The organism is Nostoc sp. MG11, from assembly GCF_014904695.1.
In the GTDB taxonomy this organism is placed as follows: domain Bacteria; phylum Cyanobacteriota; class Cyanobacteriia; order Cyanobacteriales; family Nostocaceae; genus Komarekiella.
Genome location: NZ_JACXXN010000004.1, coordinates 368,980 through 389,079, shown reverse-complemented (window position 1 = coordinate 389,079; position 20,100 = coordinate 368,980). Strand labels below are relative to the sequence as shown.

General features: G+C 36.8%; 14 protein-coding genes and 1 pseudogene. 1 reads left to right on the top strand and 14 read right to left on the bottom strand.

Features of this window, described 5'->3' with window-relative positions:
- Window positions 1-57: 57 nt before the first annotated feature.
- Together HCR01_RS08955 and HCR01_RS08950 are read right to left on the bottom strand one after the other, a co-directional pair.
- Window positions 58-1,938 carry an albusnodin/ikarugamycin family macrolactam cyclase gene (locus HCR01_RS08955; protein WP_193195860.1) on the bottom strand — a complete coding sequence of 627 codons (1,881 nt, stop codon included), beginning with the start codon at window positions 1,936-1,938 and terminating at the stop codon, window positions 58-60.
- A gap of 337 nt (window positions 1,939-2,275) precedes the next feature.
- Entirely contained in the window at window positions 2,276-2,422 is a 147-nt protein-coding gene (locus HCR01_RS08950; RefSeq protein WP_162399094.1) for a hypothetical protein, read from the bottom strand.
- A 1,993-nt stretch (window positions 2,423-4,415) separates the two neighbouring features.
- Between HCR01_RS08950 and HCR01_RS08945 the strand changes: the two are divergent.
- Window positions 4,416-5,473: pseudogene (locus HCR01_RS08945) on the top strand (ISKra4 family transposase); the annotation flags it as partial.
- Window positions 5,474-6,009: 536 nt separating this feature from the next.
- Here HCR01_RS08945 and HCR01_RS39895 read toward each other — a convergent pair.
- The 12 genes from HCR01_RS39895 to HCR01_RS08890 all read right to left on the bottom strand — a co-directional run bounded on the left by HCR01_RS39895 (window position 6,010) and on the right by HCR01_RS08890 (window position 20,073).
- Complete coding sequence (locus tag HCR01_RS39895; protein ID WP_264299889.1) at window positions 6,010-6,132, bottom strand: hypothetical protein; 123 nt, start codon at window positions 6,130-6,132, stop codon at window positions 6,010-6,012.
- 393 nt (window positions 6,133-6,525) lie between these two features.
- Window positions 6,526-7,494 (bottom strand): glycosyltransferase family 2 protein, encoded by a 969-nt coding sequence (locus HCR01_RS08940; protein WP_193195921.1) that lies wholly within the window; start codon window positions 7,492-7,494, stop codon window positions 6,526-6,528.
- 204 nt (window positions 7,495-7,698) lie between these two features.
- Window positions 7,699-9,042, bottom strand: coding sequence for a flavin-containing monooxygenase (locus HCR01_RS08935; RefSeq protein WP_193195859.1), 1,344 nt, complete (start codon window positions 9,040-9,042; stop codon window positions 7,699-7,701).
- A gap of 647 nt (window positions 9,043-9,689) precedes the next feature.
- A complete protein-coding gene (locus HCR01_RS08930) occupies window positions 9,690-10,562 on the bottom strand; it encodes an SDR family NAD(P)-dependent oxidoreductase (RefSeq protein WP_193195858.1) in 873 nt (290 codons plus the stop codon).
- A gap of 277 nt (window positions 10,563-10,839) precedes the next feature.
- Window positions 10,840-11,847 carry an NAD-dependent epimerase/dehydratase family protein gene (locus HCR01_RS08925; protein ID WP_193195857.1) on the bottom strand — a complete coding sequence of 336 codons (1,008 nt, stop codon included), beginning with the start codon at window positions 11,845-11,847 and terminating at the stop codon, window positions 10,840-10,842.
- Between the two features lie 605 nt (window positions 11,848-12,452).
- Entirely contained in the window at window positions 12,453-13,091 is a 639-nt protein-coding gene (locus HCR01_RS08920; protein ID WP_193195856.1) for a class I SAM-dependent methyltransferase, read from the bottom strand.
- A 118-nt stretch (window positions 13,092-13,209) separates the two neighbouring features.
- Window positions 13,210-13,908 carry an FkbM family methyltransferase gene (locus HCR01_RS08915; protein WP_193195855.1) on the bottom strand — a complete coding sequence of 233 codons (699 nt, stop codon included), beginning with the start codon at window positions 13,906-13,908 and terminating at the stop codon, window positions 13,210-13,212.
- The gene (locus HCR01_RS08910) at window positions 13,905-14,090 is read right to left on the bottom strand and encodes an SDR family NAD(P)-dependent oxidoreductase (RefSeq protein WP_320073097.1); all 186 of its coding nucleotides are present in this window, start codon (window positions 14,088-14,090) and stop codon (window positions 13,905-13,907) included. The genes HCR01_RS08915 and HCR01_RS08910 overlap by 4 nt, the downstream gene beginning before the upstream one ends.
- Window positions 14,091-14,648: 558 nt before the next feature.
- A complete protein-coding gene (locus tag HCR01_RS08905; RefSeq protein WP_193195854.1) occupies window positions 14,649-15,590 on the bottom strand; it encodes a hypothetical protein in 942 nt (313 codons plus the stop codon).
- 134 nt (window positions 15,591-15,724) lie between these two features.
- Window positions 15,725-15,949: a hypothetical protein gene (locus HCR01_RS40405; RefSeq protein WP_193195853.1), complete on the bottom strand. Its 225-nt coding sequence runs from the start codon at window positions 15,947-15,949 to the stop codon at window positions 15,725-15,727.
- A 1,092-nt stretch (window positions 15,950-17,041) separates the two neighbouring features.
- Window positions 17,042-18,409 (bottom strand): hypothetical protein, encoded by a 1,368-nt coding sequence (locus tag HCR01_RS08895; RefSeq protein WP_193195852.1) that lies wholly within the window; start codon window positions 18,407-18,409, stop codon window positions 17,042-17,044.
- Window positions 18,410-18,444: 35 nt separating this feature from the next.
- Window positions 18,445-20,073: a cyclic peptide export ABC transporter gene (locus HCR01_RS08890; protein WP_193195851.1), complete on the bottom strand. Its 1,629-nt coding sequence runs from the start codon at window positions 20,071-20,073 to the stop codon at window positions 18,445-18,447.
- Window positions 20,074-20,100 lie beyond the last annotated feature (27 nt).

Sequence of the window (20,100 nt, the reverse complement as noted above, 5' to 3'; positions counted from 1 at the left end):
TTCATTATTTAAAAACATTAGTTCTACCTGCCTTTAAATTTTAGTTTAATAAATTTTTTATAATTTAGGCTGTTTATACCAATCTTCTTGTAACCAAAAACTATGATTATTTTGTACCAAACGGCGTAACCAAAGCTCAACTGTTAATGTAATATTGAAAAGTGACATACCGCCATATAATCCCATACTAAAAGATTGCATAGCCCTTTGTAATGTTTTTATATCTACTAATCCCATATCAGCCAAGAGAGAGGTTTTTAAAACTTCTTTGATGGTATCTCGATTTTTTCGGAAACCAATGAACTCATCTGCTGTATATTCTCCTTTAGAGTTACGTGTAAAAATACTCTGCGGCAAATCGTGCTGAAATGCTTTAATTAAAAGTGGCTTGTAAGCAAATGGACTTGTCCGCTCTTCCGGCTTTGCAGAGAGACAAGCATCAATCACTAAAGTATCAAGATAAGGAGACTCTAAATTGACATCATAAACATCAACTACTTGTTGCTCGGCTTTAATAGTAGCTCCATTTAATTGGATATCAGCTATAGCTTGATGTTCACCAGGATTGTTAGCAAAAGGTGTTGCTACTATTGCCCACTTATGAAGTTCTTCCAAAACTAAATTAATTGATTTTTTCGTATGCCAACCAATAAATTCAGGAAGAAAATCCCAGGCTAGAGATTCCTCACTATCAGTCAAACTATTAAATGATTTTAATAGTATCTCTCCATTTTTTATTTCTTTAGTTTTTTGAATTAACCACTGACGATATGAACTAAAACTTAGGCTTATAGACTTCCTTATCAAAGGAAATGCCGAACAAGTTCCTAACCGAGACCATCCGTAAACGTGCCATAAGAATGTTATTAGTTTTAATTGTTTTAACAAATCTACACAATAACAATGACTTGATGAAAGTACTTCATCTCCACCTTGTCCACTAATATGAAGCTGACAGCCATTCGACCTCATAATTTCCATTCTGCAATTAATTCTTGCCATATCTAGGCATAATGGATCTGGCGCATCTGTTAAAGGAAATGATTCCAAGCCAGCATACTCACTCGGAAGCTCACGATCTTCAATCATAACAGCATTTATATTAGGATAAAGACTAGCTGCTTGCTGAGCATATTTGACATCTGAAGATTGAGTAGCACTGAAAGTTTTGTCAGTTATAGTAATTAATTGTTTACCTTGATTTGCTAGAGTTTTTGAGGCTATTAGAGCCAAAGTGGTTGAGTCAAAACCGCCGCTTAAATCGCTAGATATGTTGCCGTATAAGTTGATCCTTCCCTCGACAGCAGTTAGCAACTGTTCATGCAGATATTCAGCCGCATCAGAAAAACTTTTATACTCCTGGGGTTTATACCAATAGCGATTACATGTCAGTTTTCCTGATGAAATATGTAAATAGTGACCAGGAGGGATAGGCTGTACCCCACAAAATGGACTACGTTTTTGTACTAAGCTTAGTGTTGGTGAACCCGATAAAAAAGTAGCAAGCCAAGACTCATCTACTCCCGTTTTAAGCAGCTGTTGTAGAGTTATTGCTAACGAAGAGTACACAACAACAGAATTATAGACTGCATAAAATGCAGATTTAATACCAGCTACATCAACAAATATATATGTGTCAGCTTTATCTTGAACAATCAGGTTATAACTACCTGGCAATCTCATGAGTTGGCTATAGTCGCCTTCTTTAATAGCATTCTTAAATAACTTAGTCACAGTTTCATAAGGTGCAAGGCAACTACCAATTATAGCTATCCGAACCAAGTTCTCGGAGATTGTAATTATTTGCTGTTTTTTCCAATTACCACAGAGCCACAAGTAATTTCCCTCTTGCCAAAGCAACTTCCCATCAACTGGTTTAGGAAGATTTTCTGGAAAACAATTATTCTGAATGACAAAACCGCAAAACCAGCGTTCCATATTTTTCTAATTTTATTAAATAGTTGATTTAAAAAACTGCCTTGTCAATAGAAATAAGACTTGTCAGCAAATCTTGATATAATATCAAAATTTTAGTATTTAATAATTGAATATAAAACCCAACCAAAATCCTATAAAGTATTACTTTAACTAGGAAAATTTTTGGTAATAATATTATGCTCAGTATTTCAATGAATTTGAAAAGGGTGAAGCAAAATTAGAATTAGTGGTTATTTACTTCACCCGATTGCTGTACGAATGACATCGCTTGCCTAAGCAGCTAAAGTCGAAGGAAAGATTAACAAATTGGCTGTGAGGTAGTTGTAGTTATTCTACTTTAGTACCCACCGCGGTAGCGGCGGCGGCGGCGGCGGCGGTATTCCCGTCTCCATCCACGCCAACCTAACGTTGCTTGAACTGCATCGCCTATCTCGATAATCTCAGGCTGAGAGTACTGTTTTTTTGGTGAATTTAGAGTTGTCATTTGAAAAACCTCCAAATGATTCAGTTGATAAGTAGGTTAAGGTAATCAAACCTTATCTGAACTGCTCTACAAAACTAATACAAAGTCAGACGTATTTGGATATCGAAGTTTAATTCTTCCTTCAACATTGAATGTTGGGATCTTTCGCTTCATACTAGAGACAGAGTGCAACCGCATAGAGCCTCAAACCTTTTTCACACGTACCATTACTCAGATTTGAAAACTGTAAAAAAATAAACGAAAGGTTAAGTGTATGGGTTAAAGCCAAGGTAAAACGGTTGCTCATAGTCAGACATTCTCGTCTACTTGTGAACTTTGATGAGCAGTTTCTATTACTTATAACGAAGACTCAATGCAAAATATTCCAAAAATAGCAAAAAAAATTTGAGGAATATCTACTTGTATCATTTCAGTATCTAAGGCAAGTAGCATGAGATTATTGAATTGAGTGCAATAATGTGAGCGCTCTTGTACATACAAGTATTTTAAGGATCAACAGTTAGCTGAAACTTCACTTAGTAATAATTTTTATATTTTATTTCAGATTTTTAACTGTTAATCTTTCCAAAGATAGTTTAATTAGTCGTTATTTTGAATGGTTAAGCTACTATCAAATTTTACTACTCTTAGACACATCCTAGAGGAAGATGACCAAAAGTAAGAGTAGATATAAATTAATCCTGGTGTGTCGAATAACTGCTTTCTATGGAGGTTTAGCTCTCAGCTAAGCCTTTTTTATGACTAGAACTCTTGCAAAAGTCCGAAAATTATTAGTGTCATTCTGAACAGAACGTAGTGGAGTGTACCTCTACGCAAAAGCCAAGCTACGCTTTGGTTCCACAGGAAAGAATCTCCAAGATGTATCTCTCCGCTCAACATGACAATTTAAGCATTTATGCAAGAGGTCTACTGATGTGACAGACTTGTGATTCACTAGCTTTAAAATATTTGCATACTTTCTAATGGCAGATAAATTACCAAATTAAAATAACTAATTGTGCTGATTGATTCTACTGCTGTCTGGAGCTTGGTGATAAACCACGATTTCTTTTTTAAGTAACTAACTTACACAAACTAAGCCTACGGCAGCTAAAGTCTAGCTACGCCGAGCTTGAGGTGGCGTAGCTAGACTTTAGTATCATAGTGACTTTAGAATATTGTTAGTCAATTCTTCATTAGTTTGACTTCTTAATATCTCCTTAACAGCTGATAAGATATTTGGAACCACTCTATAGGTAGATGAACTAAAGTAGGAGAAAATCTAAATTATATATATATGGTAAACACTTGGTATATATGGGGGCGTGGCTAAAAGCCACGCCTTTTTTATGAGCAATAATAAGCAGAATATATAATTAAAATGCTAATTATACAATCTCTGACTGCAACTTTCGATAATCAGGTATTTATTTATCGATTTATAGAATATTTAAACATCTACCAGAGGTAGATAAACTTTCAGAAAAAATGGATGAGTTGGTATCAAAAAATACTATACAGAAAAGTTTAGAATTCACCTCAGCTTTCTTTATGGATAGATCGCCTAACTCAGGCGCTTCCATACCATATACATGTAGATATTTGTATCATTCTATGGGTAGTGGAAATAACTATTTTGTCAAGTTAATATTCAGCCTGTTAATGCCTGAAAAACGTGTGTGCACCCTGGAATAATACCCAGGGTCTTTTTTGTTAGGTACATCTCATCAACAACAAGATTTCCGACTTTTCAAAGAGGTTGCAAATCTGAGCTTTTTGATTTTGACAAATCAGAATAATTGCTACAATTGTGTACCATTTGTTAAAATATTTGGACACAGTCTATAGGAAGATGATCTATAAGCAGAGTGAAATTAAATTAATTTAGTACGTTGTTAAGCACAGCAATTATGAGGTTTGGCTCGGGAGCATGCCAACTTTGCTAGAACAGATGAACTAGTGAGTAGTGGCAAAATCGATGAAAATAGAGAAAGAAATCAATCCTTACTCAACAATGAAACCAGCTAATCAGAAAAAACTCGAGAAACATCTCCAAGCCGGAGCAAAAATTCTGTATCAAGAAGCAGGGACTAAAGAATTAGAGAGTCTAGCCGGAATTGAACAAACAATCAGAGGGCAAACTCTAGAGTATATTACGCCAGAATTAGGAGTTTTTTTCTCCAAGAAGCAACAGGAACTTCATCAGGAAGAGTAAGAACAATCAAAAGTCTTCTCGGAGAATTACCAGTCAGTGAGAAACAAGCACGAAACTTAAAACTAGACAAAAATCACAAAATAAGTCCTTATTTAGAGCAATGTTGCTTGAGAGCAAGTGCAAATGTCTCCTATGAAAATGCGGCAAAAGATATTCATAAATATACCGGGATGTCGGTTTCTGCTAGCAGACAACAAAGAATCGTTCAGCGGTATGAGTTTCCCGAAATAGAATGTGAACAAGAGCTAGAAGAAATTAGCGTGGACGGCGGTAAGGTGAGGCTTAGGACTGAAATAAAAGGAGAGCCATGCATCTGGAAAGACTATAAAGCCATCTGTATCAACCAGGAAATAAAAGTAGCTAGATTGAGTGAAAATGAAGCTTTAATTGATTGGGTAAATCAACAACAGTTGGCCAATCCATTAACTTGCTTAGGTGATGGACATCCAGGAATTTGGAAGATAATTCGACAATTTAATTGTCCTGGAGACAGATGCGAGATTTTAGATTGGTTTCATCTCATCGAAAATCTACATAAAGTTGGTGGTTCTCTCAAGCGGCTCAAAGCTGCAGAAACTCTTCTCTGGCAAGGGAAAGTTGATGAAACTCTCGCTCTCATCTCTCCACTTAAAGCTAAACAAGCTCAAAATTTTTGCCAGTATTTGGAAACCCATCGGTATCGAATTGTGAATTATGATTATTATCAAACCGAAGGTATTTGTTCTATTGGTTCTGGTGCCATCGAGTCTACTATCAAACAGATAGATCGGCGATTAAAAATCTCTGGAGCACAATGGGATGATTTTAACGTCTCTCAAGTTCTCAAGCATCGCTGTGCTTATCTTAACGCCCAGCTTTATAGACTGTTTAGTTGTTTTGTTCTAACAAAGTTGATATGCTCCCGTTTGGCTCACAGCCAAGCCTTTTTTCTAATATATAACTAAGTGATCATATATCAGCTTTTAAAGTATTTGGACACAGCCTATAGGAAGATGAACTAAAGTAAGACTAGGTCTAAATTAATCATGGTGTAGTAAATGCTTGGTATATATAGAGGCTTGGCTTAGTCAAGCCTTTTTTATCGCCTACCAAATAATTTCGTATCAGCCTTCAGGGTTTTTAGGAACAGCCTATATATAGATGAATTGTCAGATTATGTCTAAATTAAGCTGTAATGTCTGCATAAATAACTAGAAGCCCTGGAGGCTAAGCGCTTAGCTCAGCCTTTTTCTTTATCTATTGCCGTTTGTTTATTTACTAGCTACTTTTCATCAGTTCTAGCTTGAGCGTTACTATTCTCAGCATGTATATCTTGCTCAACAGCTGGAAAGCTTATCAAGTTACTATAACTGTCCAACAGTAGTTTAATACTCTTTACTCATATATGGTGCGGTTACGTAGCCTCTACGATGTAGGTGAGCTTTGTTTGGGTAACCACAAGTAGAAAGATAAAACGATCGCTAATCCAATATTCAGTTAGCAGCAAAAGGCGATCGCTCTCATCGTTCACTGTCAATTGCAAAATAAGAATTAATTCTATGCAATAATTGCATTTAATGGATGCACTAAAGCCTTGTAGATGCCATTCTTGTTTATGGGAATAGATGTTGATGGTAATAGACCATACATACCCCCAGTACTAACTGGGGGCTTTTTATTTATCAAAAATCGGCGGTAAACTCCACGCCACAAGCGAAAAGTTTCCTAGGTTGGGAAACTTTTTAGCCAGAGAATGGAGTTTTTTATGAGACTGCTATCAAGCGGATAAGGTGGCGATTGCTTATGTATTACATTCAGTCTTAATGAGCGCGATCGCTCATACATATCTCTTGAGTAGCCACAAACGAAGAACTTAAATCTGTAGCAGTATACTTGAAAAAATACAAAAACTGTAAAAATTTGCGAGTTACTAACTTTCAATTAATGCTTTTCGCCAACGTTGCCAAAGTGTTTGAAGCACTCTCAGCAAATCTTGCAGCAAAAAATACTCTGTGCCTCTCAATTGCTGGTACATACTTCTAGAACAATAAATATATTCATATAAACTTAGTGAACTCTGCCACATTGAGAGTAAATGCTCCCAGAAGATTCTCCAATGTGGCAAGATAATTTTGCCTTCATTTGATGAATCGAACCATACAGAATATGCATAGTAATCAGGCATCATACTTAATGAGTATTTTTGATCTTTGTTAGCCAATAATAAGTGATTATCAATAAACATACTCATTGATTGTTGCGGATGCTTTCTGGCAAAGAATAGATATTCTGGAATTTCATAAAACCGACCTAAAAGACCAAGTCTTAACAAAAAAATTCCATCTGTATGACCATAACCGCCCATAGGCGGTATCTTCCTGAGGGCGCTGGCACGGATTACTCCGAAAATCTGATAACATAAATGCTTATGCAGCAATTCGTGAAAACGCTCGTGTCTTTTTGGTGAATCAGTCTTCAGGTGAACATCGTAGTTTCGGATAAATTTCCCATATTCGTCAATGAAATATGCATAGGAGTGGCACAAGATAAAGTTAGAATCATGGTCAAGCACCTCAACACACTTCATGATAAAATCTGGAGCATATAAATCATCATAGGCTGCCCACTTAAAATACTCGCCCGAAGACAATTCAAAGACACGATTGAAGTTAAGAGCACAACCCATATTCTTTTCATTGCGGTAGTAACTTATACGTTTATCTTGGTCAACGTATGCTCTACAAATTTCCTCAGTCTTGTCTGTAGATGCGTTATCTGAAATAATTAGCTCGAAATCTTCAAAGGTTTGAGACAAAAGTGAATCTATGGTTTCTTGGATAAACTTTTCACCATTGTATACAGGTAATCCGATGCTTAATCGTGGCTGATTTTTACTCATAGGAAACATGTAAGTCAAGAGTTAAGAGTCAAGGGAAACGCAATGAAGTAATGTTGTGGATAGCTTTCACTTCAGCTTTATAGCCTAGGGCGATCGCAAAATCCTAATTCAACTCAAAGATAGTGTTGTGCTTATTCCAGGCAGGATCATCTTGCAAGCAAATATGCAATGTCTATCTAACATTTAACTTTCTATATCGCACCGCTACTTATAAACCCAATAATGGTTGAGTGTTCTGAATTCCTTGCAAGGAGAGAGTGGGACGTTAATAAAGTTGGGATATGAGGTATCAACCTGATAGGCTTTTTTAACGATCAGGTTAAATAAGAGATTGGAAAGCTTTAATTCATTAAAAATCTGGTGGGGATCGGAAAGATGGTTTTTCGGCAGATGTTGTCCCGCTTCTTTGAGAACCAGACCAACAGGCACATTGATTTCATCCTGGAGTTTAAGATACTTAGTGAAGACCGAACCATAAGCTGCAATGATCGATCCGACCCCACCTCGTGGTTGTCCCCAACCGATGTAATACAGTCCCTTATAATCGTCAAGAAACGAGCCTCCATAACATTTAACTACTGCTCCTTCAACGCGTTGAAGTTCTGGGGGTAGAAACGGATACGCGACGTAGTAACCAGTTGCACAAACGATTAGGTCAAATGCTTCTCGACTACCATCAACAAATTCAACTTCCCAACCATCAAATCGATGCACAGCAGGCTTGGGAGTAATTCGTCCATGTTTTATGTAGTACGGCACTTCATTGTTCAAAGTCGGATGCTTCTCGAAAACCTGATGATTGGGTTTGGATAGACCATAATTGTCGTGCGTGCCAAACGTCAGTCCTATAATTCCGTAAGCCATGAGCCGCTGAAACCATTCTGGCATCCACCATCTAAATAAATCAACAACTGGGACTCCAGCAAACGACTTTGGGATGAACCACACTGATTCGCGCATGCTCAGAACCGATTTAGCTCCAACGCGAGCTGCTTCTGCTGCTACGTCACAGGCTGAGTTTCCTCCACCAATAACTAGAACTCGTTTACCACGAAGCTGATTAGAGCGTTTGTAATCTTTGGAATGGATAATTTCTCCCTTAAATTCTCCATTGAATTTGGGAAAACGTTTGCACCAATGATGACCGTTACACAATAACACCCCTTTGTAAATTCGCTGTTCTCCGTTGGCAAAAGTCACTTCCCAAAGATTATTTTCAACTGGTCGTACATAACTAACTATACAATTAAGTTCGATATGTCTGCGTAATTCAAAATGATCGGTAAAAGCATTCAAGTAATCCCACATATTTTGAGCGCTGGGGAAATCTGGATAATTATCTGGCATTGGAAAATTGGCAAATTGGGTAATCTTTCGTGATGAAATTATGTGTGCGCTTTCGTAAACGCCGTGATACCAATTTCCGCCGATATTGTCGCTGGCATCGACTTGATCGTAGGGAATATCACCAGCCTTGAGTGCCTGGGCCATACCCAATCCAACAAAACCAGCCCCGATAATCAAATGTTTGTGAGTGGTATCAACCATTTTCTGAATTATACTGGAGCTACTCACTTTGATCACTTTTTATCCTCTTGGTGAATGCATAACTAATCTAGTTAAGTCACTGGGTAAACATCGTTTGAGAAGATGGATACTTTTAAGATATAACCGTTTGACTATGTACTTAATGAGCGAATATTATCAGGCGCACGCCACAATAAGCAATAGAAATGCAACAACGTCTATCTACCAGAAACTCTATTGTTAAACTGTTATAGAATAGTAAAGTCAGCAAACAAAAATAACATTAACCAGGATACACTATCACTCTGGATAATTTGCTATCGTCCCAGAATACTCTATCTGGCGGTCAACTAACTGTGATTTTAAACAACAATAATCACCAAGGTATCATTCAATTTCAGGATACAGGCGTGGGTATTGCACTTGAACATTAGATGCAGATTTTTGATCGTTCTGAAGGGTAAATAGCGATCACTCTCACAATACAGGCGGTTCTGGTTTGGGATTACCCATTGCTGCTGCGATTGCCACTGCACATTAAGGTAGCCTAGACATTACAAGCGAATTAGACCAAGATACTATATTTACTATTCGCCTTCCCTCTAAATAGGTAACAAGTAATGGGCAAAATACATCAATTCTTGATTACTATAATGGTTATCAATCAGTTAGCCATGTTTACCAATCACAGAATTTATCATACTAACATCTACATTCCTTTTCTTTTCTAAACGCATTCGCGTAAATTTAGGTATACCAATCCACCGATAAACTACATCTATAAATGGTGGATATAATTGTCCAATTACAAATAGTAACTTCACAAAATATTCTATTATGAATCCTGTACTAACAATTATCTCTGCCTGATTTTGCTTAATAGCCCTAAGTACAGCCTTTGCTACGTAAAATGGTTTGGAACTACCTGCAAAATATGGTGCAGGTAAGCCACTCTTAGCAACAAGCCCTACTTCAGAGACATATCCTGGACAAATTACAGAAATCTTCACTCCAGTACCCGCCAATTCCTGTCGCATAGCATCAGTCCACATAATCAAACCAGATTTGCTCGCAGAATAAATGCTGTTGTAAGCAACTCCTTTTTTCCCAGATAGTGAAGCAATGTTAACAATGTGTCCACTACGCCGCTCTAACATACTTGGCAGAAACAAACGGGTTAATTCTATAGGAGAAAGCAGATTAGTTTCCAATATTGACTGGATTTCTTCAAGAGAATAATCTGAAAGTAATCTGCAAATTTCTATGCCAGCATTATTAATTATAATGTCAATGTGGTCTACAAATCTATGAATATACTGTTTAAGAACTGACAATTTTGCTACGTTCTTAATATCAAAGGGAATACTGATACCTTTGCCACCCAAAGCTGTGATTTCATCACATATTATATCTAGTTCTACCTTTGAACGAGAAATGCAAATCACAGTTGCCTTCTCTCTTGCTAGAGCACGAGCAATATATACTCCCAAACCGCCTGATGCGCCAGTCAAAAGAACTGTCTTACCTGTTAAAATTGTCATGACAAATACCTTATCCTCTTATTTTCAAATCGTTTCCAATAATTCAAGCGGTAGAACTGCTTTTTTACAACTATTCCTGTTATCTGTTATCCAAGTACAGCAACTTTGTCTTTCACTTCTACTACTAAGGAACTTAGATTGAATAAATTGAAACAATGAGGCTTAGACAAAAATTAAGCCCAAAATAGCTTTATAAGCAGCAAATACGTCACGATGAAGTGTCAGCCAATGAACTTTTTTCTCTTTTGTTCTGTTTAAGTCCCACTAGTACGTAATTTCATTGCCGAATCAACTCTTGAATATTTGTTTTTTGCAACCATTCCTGTGTACGTCGCATTCCCTCTTCTAGATCAATTGTTGGTTGATAATTTAATCTACTTCGTGCTTTGGCAATGGAATAAGCGTAGGGGCGAGTCACAAAATCTATAGACTCAGGGAGAATATTGGTTGTCTTCCCCACAAGTTTATTTAAAAACCTTTGTTGCCAAAGCACAGATTTGAGCAGAGTGGCTGGCACAGAAAATGGCTTTGATAGACCTCCAATTTCGGCTAGGCGCGTAAAATATTCTTTCCAAGAAGTTTCTTGACCATCAGTAATATTAAAGATTTCTCCATAGGCTTCTTTTTCTATAGCCAAAAAGATGGCATCAATCAGATTGTCCACATATACATGGTTCATAATTCCTTGCCCACTATTAGGTAGAGCAAAAAATTTTTTGTGCATCAATAGCAGTGGTCGGACTGTCCAGGGGATGCTTCCTGGTCCATAAACATCTCCCGGTCTAATAATAATAGTGCCAAACTCTGGCGGAGAATTGATTTGTAAGAGTGCTTTTTCGGCTTCTATTTTCGTCTGGCAGTAGGGGTTATTTTCCCCGCTGAGTGGTCCCGATTCTGTAACGTAATTGGGATAGTTAAAGCCGTAAACCATTACACTTGAAAGATGAACGAAGGTCTTGACACCAGCACTTTTCGCAGCTTGAGCAATATTGACAGTGCCACCAACATTTACCTCACGAAAATGGTCGAATGAACCGCTTTCTTTGCCAACTACAGCTGTATGCAAAACAATGTCTACTCCTTGGCAGGCATTTTGGGCATGTTCAGGATTAGTAACACTGCCCAAAAATACCTCAGCGCCTAGTTTTTGCGCTTTTTCAGCTTTATCTGCGGAGTGTTGCAGCCCGCGTACTTTCATACCTTGGGCTAGGGCTAGCTCGGCAGTTCGCAATCCGATAAAACCACCAATTCCTGTGATGAGAAGAGTTTTATTTTTGATGTTCATGGTTCAAAAATTATTGCTATGGTGACAACAAATAGGGCTTACACACTGGTTTTTACGAAAATTGCTTTTTTGGTAACTAGCATACCTACGAAGAAACTGGTTTTTTGGAATATATCGAAAGTTGGTAAAATTCAAAATTTTTGACGCAAACTCCCCAACAACAGCCGCGCTTGATAGCAGCTTTAAATCCTTACACACCAGATATTTCAAGCGGTATAGCGATTATGTGATGAAAGAGCAAATCATCTGACAACTATTTGCAACTATAATTTACCTCTTATTCAAAATATTTGAAACTTATAACTGCCAAGGGTTAAAAGACTTAATTTCCATTGTCGCACTTATCTCATATCAATGCCTTGCAGCGATATCTGGAGGTCATGCCAGAGCAGAAGAAGAAAGTAGTTTCGGTGATTTGGTTCTAGATTATGCACTACAAAAAAAACGTGTAATACCAAGTTGTGGTATATAGTATTATTTGCTTGAAAGCTAGTCCAGCAGAGACTTAATTCCAAACAATACTAACTTTCGTAACTTGGTATAACTGCTGTCTTGATACTAGTAAATATCGGGGTTGTGGGTGCAAAGTTTTAATTTGCCCAATATCATTTTATTGCCTCAATATTAAGGCTTATAGGATAATATTTAAAGCCTATAAAATGTTGATATATAGAATAATCATCAAAGGTAGTCATTTCACAAGAATTAGGTTGCCATTCTCGAACCTCTTTAAATCCTACGCCTTTTAACAATTCTCTTGTACTAGATTTAGTAAATGCCGCCATATGAAAGTTATATTCATAATCTTGTCCTCCCATTAATATGCCTAGAATTGTATTAATGTTGTTTCCATTTTCCTTGTAAATGTTTAGTAATAAATCAAAATCAGGTATAGATAAACGTAGAATACCACCTTGTTTTAATACACGAAACCATTCTTTTAAAACTTTGGAAACTTTATTATGTGGAAAATGCTCTAAACAATGAGAAGCATATATAAGATTTACACTATTGTTTTCAAAAGGAGATAAATCATCTATTGACCTTTGATAATGAATATGTGGTGCTGGCAAAAGGTCAATATTAATAAATTTAGGATGTTTAACAAAACCACATCCTAAATGAAGATTCACTTCTCCATTTTCAATCAGTGGGGAAGCATAAGGTAAAAATTTATTTTTGATTTTCTCATAATTGAGACGTAAAGATACTGGGAGTAGATTTTTGTAAAAGTTCATATTCATACATTAAATCCTTCAAATGTTTGGCTAAATTGTAACTATTACTGTAAATACAATTACAGTAGTACACACATTTTTTTTCTAAACTAATACTAATTAACTATCGCGCAATTCATTGTTATTACAGTTTTTTATAAACTATATCGTAGTAATTACCTCCTTCTTTTCGCGAAGCAAAGTTGTGCCTTGAGACTTCTCTAAACCCATGCTTAAGAAGAAAATCTTCAATATCCTTGATTTGACAACAACCAACATAAGACTCAAAGTCGGATACTTCTGTTTTAATGTATTTAAACTTATTCAAAAGAGTCTCTGCTCCTTTAAGAACAAGCAATTCAGACCCCTGTGTATCCATAACGAGAGCATCATATTTGACTATGTTTATATCTTCCTTATCCAATAAAGAGACTAACGTCGTGCTTTGAAGGATAATTGAGCGCTCGTAACTAATCTGTGGCCAAATATCTTTATGAAGATCAAAATTAAGGATTGACGAGGATAACCCATTGTTGTTAGCAATGTGAAATTCATATTGCTCGTTATCTCTATCGGTAACCAGATATTGGTATCCTTGCTGGCGTGGGTATTTCTTAAGGTTATTTTTCAATTTTTTAAATATTTTAGGGATGGGTTCAATCCATAAGACATCTAAGTTATGTTTTGCATAAAGTTTTCTTTCTTGACCTATATTAGCGCCCACATGAATTACACCAGAAACTTGCTCAAGAAATGAATCGCAATCTTTATCTAGCCTTTTTTTAATCGCTCTAAATACTAGTTTAAGATTTTTTACCCAATAGTCAGTTAGTCTATAATTCATAATTTTTCTCCACTGTAAATATTTAAATATACTCCTATTTCCAACATACTTGGCAGTAAAAAGCTTGTGATTTCCATAGCAGTAACTAGATTAGTTGTCAGTACTGACTGCATTTTCTCTAGAGAATAATCTACAAAATTGCAATACCTTTCTATGTCTGCATTATTAATTAAAATGTCAATTGTTTGATGTGTTGCAATTTATAACTTTGCAACGATGGATAAAGTAAGCACTGGAAGCCGATATGGGTGGTTGTTTTCAAAACTGTGCTATCTTATCCAGTTGCGGTTTGAACTCATATTATGCAATTGAGATATTCAATTGCAACTCATATGCAACCTGACTTTTCGGGGGATGTGGAAAAAGGACAGTGGTTCCAATACGGTTATGATAAGCTGAGGAAGCTGAGTAAGGAAGCAGAGGGGATCTATAACTTCTTTCTCCTTTGCCACCCCTGCTTGCCTCAACAGATAACTTTGTTAACCGAACCGTATTGCAACAACGCCCACTTTTAAAACATTCTCTCAAAATTGCTATAGCGCTTCGTAGTGTCTTGAGGTACAGCTAGATCTCAAATATAAAATCTTTAAGCTTTGAGGATGTACCTCATTTGATCTAGAATCACTATGTATTGGTGCAAGAGATAGATTCCTCTCCTGCTTCTCCTGCTATTTTCATAAGAGTGTTAGCAAAAGTCATTTGTCCAAGTAACTTCCGGTTAAAGGCTGCATTAAAAGCGATCATGTTAAATGAACCTCTTTAAACAACTTGGCGAAACGAGGCATATCTACAAGAAATGAGAAAAGAGTGGATAATGGTTTACGCTTCTTAAGCCCCAAAGGTGTTAGCTTCCAGGTTGCAGCATATCCACTAGTTATATGTATATTTCCGGCTAACTTAGCATTCTGTTTAGCTTCGTTGCCTTTAACATAAGCCGCGCCCCGACCACCTGATAAATGATTATAGTTATGATTCTGGTGTATGGCTGTAACCACATGTGTGGCATCAACAACAGGAATTTTTAATTTATGGGCATAGTCAAAAATCCAGTGATCCCAGTAACCCCTTCCAACAGCAAAAGATGGAATTTCGGTATAGAGTGGTTTGGGAAATACAAAATAATCCATACACACAGCGGATGCTAATGTGCCCTGTTTTAAAGCAAAGTTGCAAAGCTCGGTGTCCCAAGCAGGCATATCAAAGTCCAGTGATTCTGTAATATTCACATCAGTACGCTGTCCAGTCATCAAAAAATGATGGAAAGATGTGGTTTGCAATTGTTTCACAGCGAGCAAGAAATCATTTAACAGAATAATATCTGTATTCACATAACTCAGAATAGAATTTTTAGCAAGTTCTTGAGCCTGGCGAAATATACTATTTAATAATGGTGTACCACATTCATTGAATTGAATATCAGGTACGTGAATTACACGAAGTTTGTTAGCAATTTCATCAATGCCTTCTTCGTTACCAAATAAGATAATTTGTGGCTGGGGACGAAGTAATGTCCAACTTTTGATTGCATTCTGCTGAATGATTCCAATATGTCCTTTAAATGCTTTCGGTACAGTAAAAATCGTAATGGGTTTTTCAGTAAGCTGTTTTAGAGTTGGCAATTCTGTCATTAAACCGCTTGATGCACCAGTCGAAAGTGCTGTCTTACCTGCTAAATTTGTCATCACAAACACCTTAAACCTTATGTGTTATTAACCTTATCTATCGTTAAATCTCTTAAAGCAATTCAAGCTGTAAAACTGTTATTTTACAGTTATTATGATCTGATTACAACCACTTCGTATTTTACTTGTATAACTTAGACACCTAGACTAAATAAGCTGCAATTCTGCCTCTGATTATGGCTTGGCAGATAGTTCCATTTGGGTAGAAAGTCGTCAAGTACAATCTGCTTTGATCGTTTCTGGAGAGTGAATAGCGATCGCTCCTGCAATACAGGTAGTTCTGATTTGGTTTTATCTATTACAAGAGCGATCGCAACTACACACCAAGGTACTCTAAAAGTTACGAGCGAATTAGGCAAAGGTAGTAAATTGTAAGCATTTTAGATTCTAGGTGATACCTTGTAGTATCCTTGCCACCTTTACCCCATTTAAGGACAGTTTTGCGTTGGTTACTACTTAAACCCAGGTTTCTCCCATTGCCTCTCAACCTAAAAATTGGGGATAATTTCTTCGAGTTCATCAAGTTCTCCCACATTAGGGATTTCACTTACTACTGTATTTTCACCAGATTGCAAAAGCCAGTCTCCCATCAAACTTAAATTGGCTCAAAAGCAGCTAAAGCTTCTTGCATCGGAGGCTGTAATAAGACCGCTTACTGATTGCAGAGATGATGATTTTGGGCATCCACCTCTCAAGTTGTGATTTGTACGTATATTATGCCAACGAGATACTCAATTGCTACTCATATGCAACATTTATCCTGAAAATCTCACAAACCGAGCTAAAAACGAGGTTAAAAACGGTTAAAATGCACTGATGACAAGCTTTTCAACAATTTTGACAATGTGTCGGGTATGAAAACTGAGGTGAGAAGCTGTGCATAAGGCAGTTAAGTTTTCTCGACGCTCATCCTCTGGCACAAAATTAGAGTGATGCACTAATCAGTCTCTTAATAAAATTAGAGATTATTGGAAATTAATACTATAGCTGTCCTAAATGATTCGTGAAATCTTCTCTTTGTTTCCTTCTCTTCTCTACGAGAGGCTACGCCAACGCGAACATGCTCTTTCTCTTGGAAAGTTCTAATCGCTATACGGGTTTTAATGCCATCAGAACACGAGGACGCGGAGACACAACAAACGCTCTGCGCTGTAATGTCTCCGCGTCTTCTTTGATGACTTGCGTAGAAAATGAAAATCTGAAGATATTACCTGGCTTGCCTCCATCGCAAAACTTTGCGTTTTTGAGGAAATGCTAAAGTACTCAATTCGATTGCTACTGCATTACCAGGAATATCGTTATTGTTATGCTATTTCTATATTTGATTGTATTGCGATCGTCGCAATTTGTCCCTAATTCCAAAGTTAATAGCGTTATTCGCTATCAATTATGAATTATGAGCTAGAAAATTAATTTATAGCCATTTCGTACTTCACTTATATCACCTCGTATCACCAAAAAGCTTTGGCTTCGTTGCCTTGGAGTATATCAGGGTTCCTTCTGCTCCTATTTTCGATTTGTCGAGAGATAAAAAAAGCAACAGCCAAAAATCTTAATTTCTTAATTATTGTATATAAGTTGATTTTTTCATTTTCCATCACTCTTTTCCAAAATTCGATTGGTTTTGTCACAGTAAACCAAGGAAATCCGTCATCTGCCATCATTTTAATGTTATGTTCTCCATATAGCAATTTCAATCCCTGATGAGCAGTACTCCATCTATATACTTGTTCCATCCAAGCCTTTTGTGACGGATTATCCACTGCAATATCTGTAACACTAGGAGTTTTGTTTGTAGAAACAACATCTAAAAATATGTCACCTATAAAGCCAATATGCTTGGCTAAGATAGTGAGTTGAGTATCTTCACCTCTAACACCCGGATATCTTTCAGAAATCACTGCTAATAAGCTAACTATGACATCAGTTTTACCAAATGTACCTCCTCCAGGTTTAGTCTGAAAACCGTTATATCTCCCATAAAAAATATTCATAAACCATTGGATAGGTGGTAATGGCTCACTAAAATTAGGTAGCAATATTTCAGTTTCATCTATTATATATCTTTGGTAAACAACAAATATATTTCTTGTACCCAAGATATCTATTTCTGGCTGCTTTTGCAGTTGGCTGACAATTAACTTTAAACCGTTAGACTCTGGCTCAATAACTGAATCCTTTTGTTCAACTAGAAACTGAGATTCAGCATCAAAAGTTATCAAAAATTTTGGTGGTATCCATCCATTATCTATACTCTTCAGCAATAAGGAGCTATAAATATCTCTTAAAACCCGAATTTTACCTGCTGAGTGTTCCCCTTCTTGTTGATGGACAACAAATATCCTATGTTTTAAATGTGGTTTATCGATATTAGTTAAGTAATAGGGTGTACCTTTGCACATTAAATTGTCAAATATTTTAGCTGGGGTATTGTTTGCCAGTTTTTCTCCAGTATAGAGACGAATAACTTGGACATTTGAAAGTGTAGTAAAATGGTCGATAACAGCCGGACATTCAAAGCCATTATTCAAACCGATTACTATATCAGCCATCAACCCTATTTCAGAGATTTGCTGAATAATTTTTGGTATAGTATATGGCAAATAATTTTCAGATCCTTTAGTAACTGCTACTATTCCTAATATTCTTGTGCTATCAAAACTATTATTAGTTTTAGCCTGAATCCATGCTCTGTAAGACAAAACAGTTTTTATATCTGCTTCCAAAATTCTGTCTTGTTTTTCTCGCAATGTCAGCCTTCGCTCTCCTAAAATATCACTGGACATGTCAGACTTTACTGATAGCTTAGTCAACAACATTGCTTTTCTCCTTCCAATAATTCAATGTTCAGGTTTCACTTGATTAAATGTTCAGCTTTCACTTTGCCGTAGTCCAGTTTGATGATCCGATCTGCTAGATCAAAATATCGGTCGTCGTGACTGATAACCAGTACAGTTTTCCCTCTATTCTTTAGCTCTGTTAGAAGTTGAGTATAGAAAATTTCTTTGAATACAGGATCTTGATCTGATGCCCACTCATCAAACATATAGATGGGGCGGTCTTCTAGGTAAGTAGTAATAAGAGCAAGACGTTTGCGTTGTCCTTGAGAAAGGTCAGTGGTAGAAAGCACACCATTATTGACCTTAACTTTATGATCAAGTTGCAATTGAACAAGGTATTTTCGAGTTTGAATATCTAGATCGCTATTATCTAAACCCAGCAAGCGATCAAAAAGATAAAAATCAGAAAATACTACAGAAAACTGCTGGCGATACCACTCTCGATTCTGATTATTGATGGGTTTGCCATCTAAATAAATTTCTCCTGTTTCAGGGACATAAAGCCCAGTAATTAATTTAGCAAGAGTAGACTTACCGCTACCGTTACCTCCTACAATAAAAACAAGTTCTCCCGGATGAAATTTCAAGTTCATGGGCCCAAGAATAAAGTTGCTTTCTTCTCGCTCCTGATAATAAGTGTGGGTTACATTGAATAGTTCTATAGATTTCCAATTTTTGTCTGATTTAAGCGAGTTATCAAAGTCAGTTTCAGTTGAGTAACTTGCCAATGAAAAACCCAAAGACTCAACTTTTTTTAAAGCAACTAAGGCTCGCGTTAAGGTGGGCATAAGGCTCATAATATGCTCCAAAGGTGCTATCAAGTAGATTGTAGTTAGAGCATAAGCAGATAGAATTGCAGGAGAAATTTTGTTGAAAGTTGGTAGAGTAAATAACAGTAAACCAATAGAAACAAAAAACAGCATTTGTCCCCAGCTGGCAGCAGCAGCAAAGATACTCATACCTATAACACTATGACGGTGATGTGTTCGAGCAGTGGTATGAAGGTCTTCAGAAAAAAATGCTTGCCGTCGTTGGCGATGCAGCTTAAGTTCTTTTGTACCTTGAGTAACGGTGCGAAAATGTTTAAATAACCTATCTTCTTGTTCACGAGCCAATTTTAGAAAAGACATAGCTTTCATCATTGGTAGTGAATAGCTAAATATTCCTACGAACATAAAGCTAATACCTATAATAAAGACAGTTTTGGAGAGCCAGCAGAGATAAATTTGGCAGGCAATCACAATGGCAATATTAATGCACAAAAAAGGAATAGTAATAACTGCACTAGAGATTGTTTGTATATCTTCAGCGAGGACGGCTAACAGACCATGAGGGCCGATTTGTTCTAAGTGACGTAAGGGAGAGGCAAGAATGCGGCGGCTTAAAAGCATCCGCAAGTCGAGAATGGCTTTTTCTGAAAGATGGATTAACAAAACTTGAGAAGTAAAATTAGCAATTAGCCGCAGTAGACAGAGACCGACAAAACTCCAAATCAGTGTAGTTGTCGATGGTTGATTTTGATTCAATGTCGTGTTAATTAGAGCAATTAGACCAGCAGCAGTGCCTCCACTAACAATACCAGCAAACATCGCAAGACTGAGATTAATAAAGGAAGTACGTAACAGAAGGCGGATCAGGTTCATAATATCAATTAATTAACAACCCACAGC

Coding starts and splice junctions, on each gene's coding strand:
- HCR01_RS08955 (WP_193195860.1), bottom strand. CDS start 1,938: ATGGAACGCTGGTTTTGCGGTTTTGTCATTCAGAATAATTGTTTTCCA.
- HCR01_RS08950 (WP_162399094.1), bottom strand. CDS start 2,422: ATGACAACTCTAAATTCACCAAAAAAACAGTACTCTCAGCCTGAGATT.
- HCR01_RS08940 (WP_193195921.1), bottom strand. CDS start 7,494: ATGAGTAAAAATCAGCCACGATTAAGCATCGGATTACCTGTATACAAT.
- HCR01_RS08935 (WP_193195859.1), bottom strand. CDS start 9,042: ATGGTTGATACCACTCACAAACATTTGATTATCGGGGCTGGTTTTGTT.
- HCR01_RS08930 (WP_193195858.1), bottom strand. CDS start 10,562: ATGACAATTTTAACAGGTAAGACAGTTCTTTTGACTGGCGCATCAGGC.
- HCR01_RS08925 (WP_193195857.1), bottom strand. CDS start 11,847: ATGAACATCAAAAATAAAACTCTTCTCATCACAGGAATTGGTGGTTTT.
- HCR01_RS08920 (WP_193195856.1), bottom strand. CDS start 13,091: ATGAATATGAACTTTTACAAAAATCTACTCCCAGTATCTTTACGTCTC.
- HCR01_RS08915 (WP_193195855.1), bottom strand. CDS start 13,908: ATGAATTATAGACTAACTGACTATTGGGTAAAAAATCTTAAACTAGTA.
- HCR01_RS08905 (WP_193195854.1), bottom strand. CDS start 15,590: ATGACAAATTTAGCAGGTAAGACAGCACTTTCGACTGGTGCATCAAGC.
- HCR01_RS08895 (WP_193195852.1), bottom strand. CDS start 18,409: ATGTTGTTGACTAAGCTATCAGTAAAGTCTGACATGTCCAGTGATATT.
- HCR01_RS08890 (WP_193195851.1), bottom strand. CDS start 20,073: ATGAACCTGATCCGCCTTCTGTTACGTACTTCCTTTATTAATCTCAGT.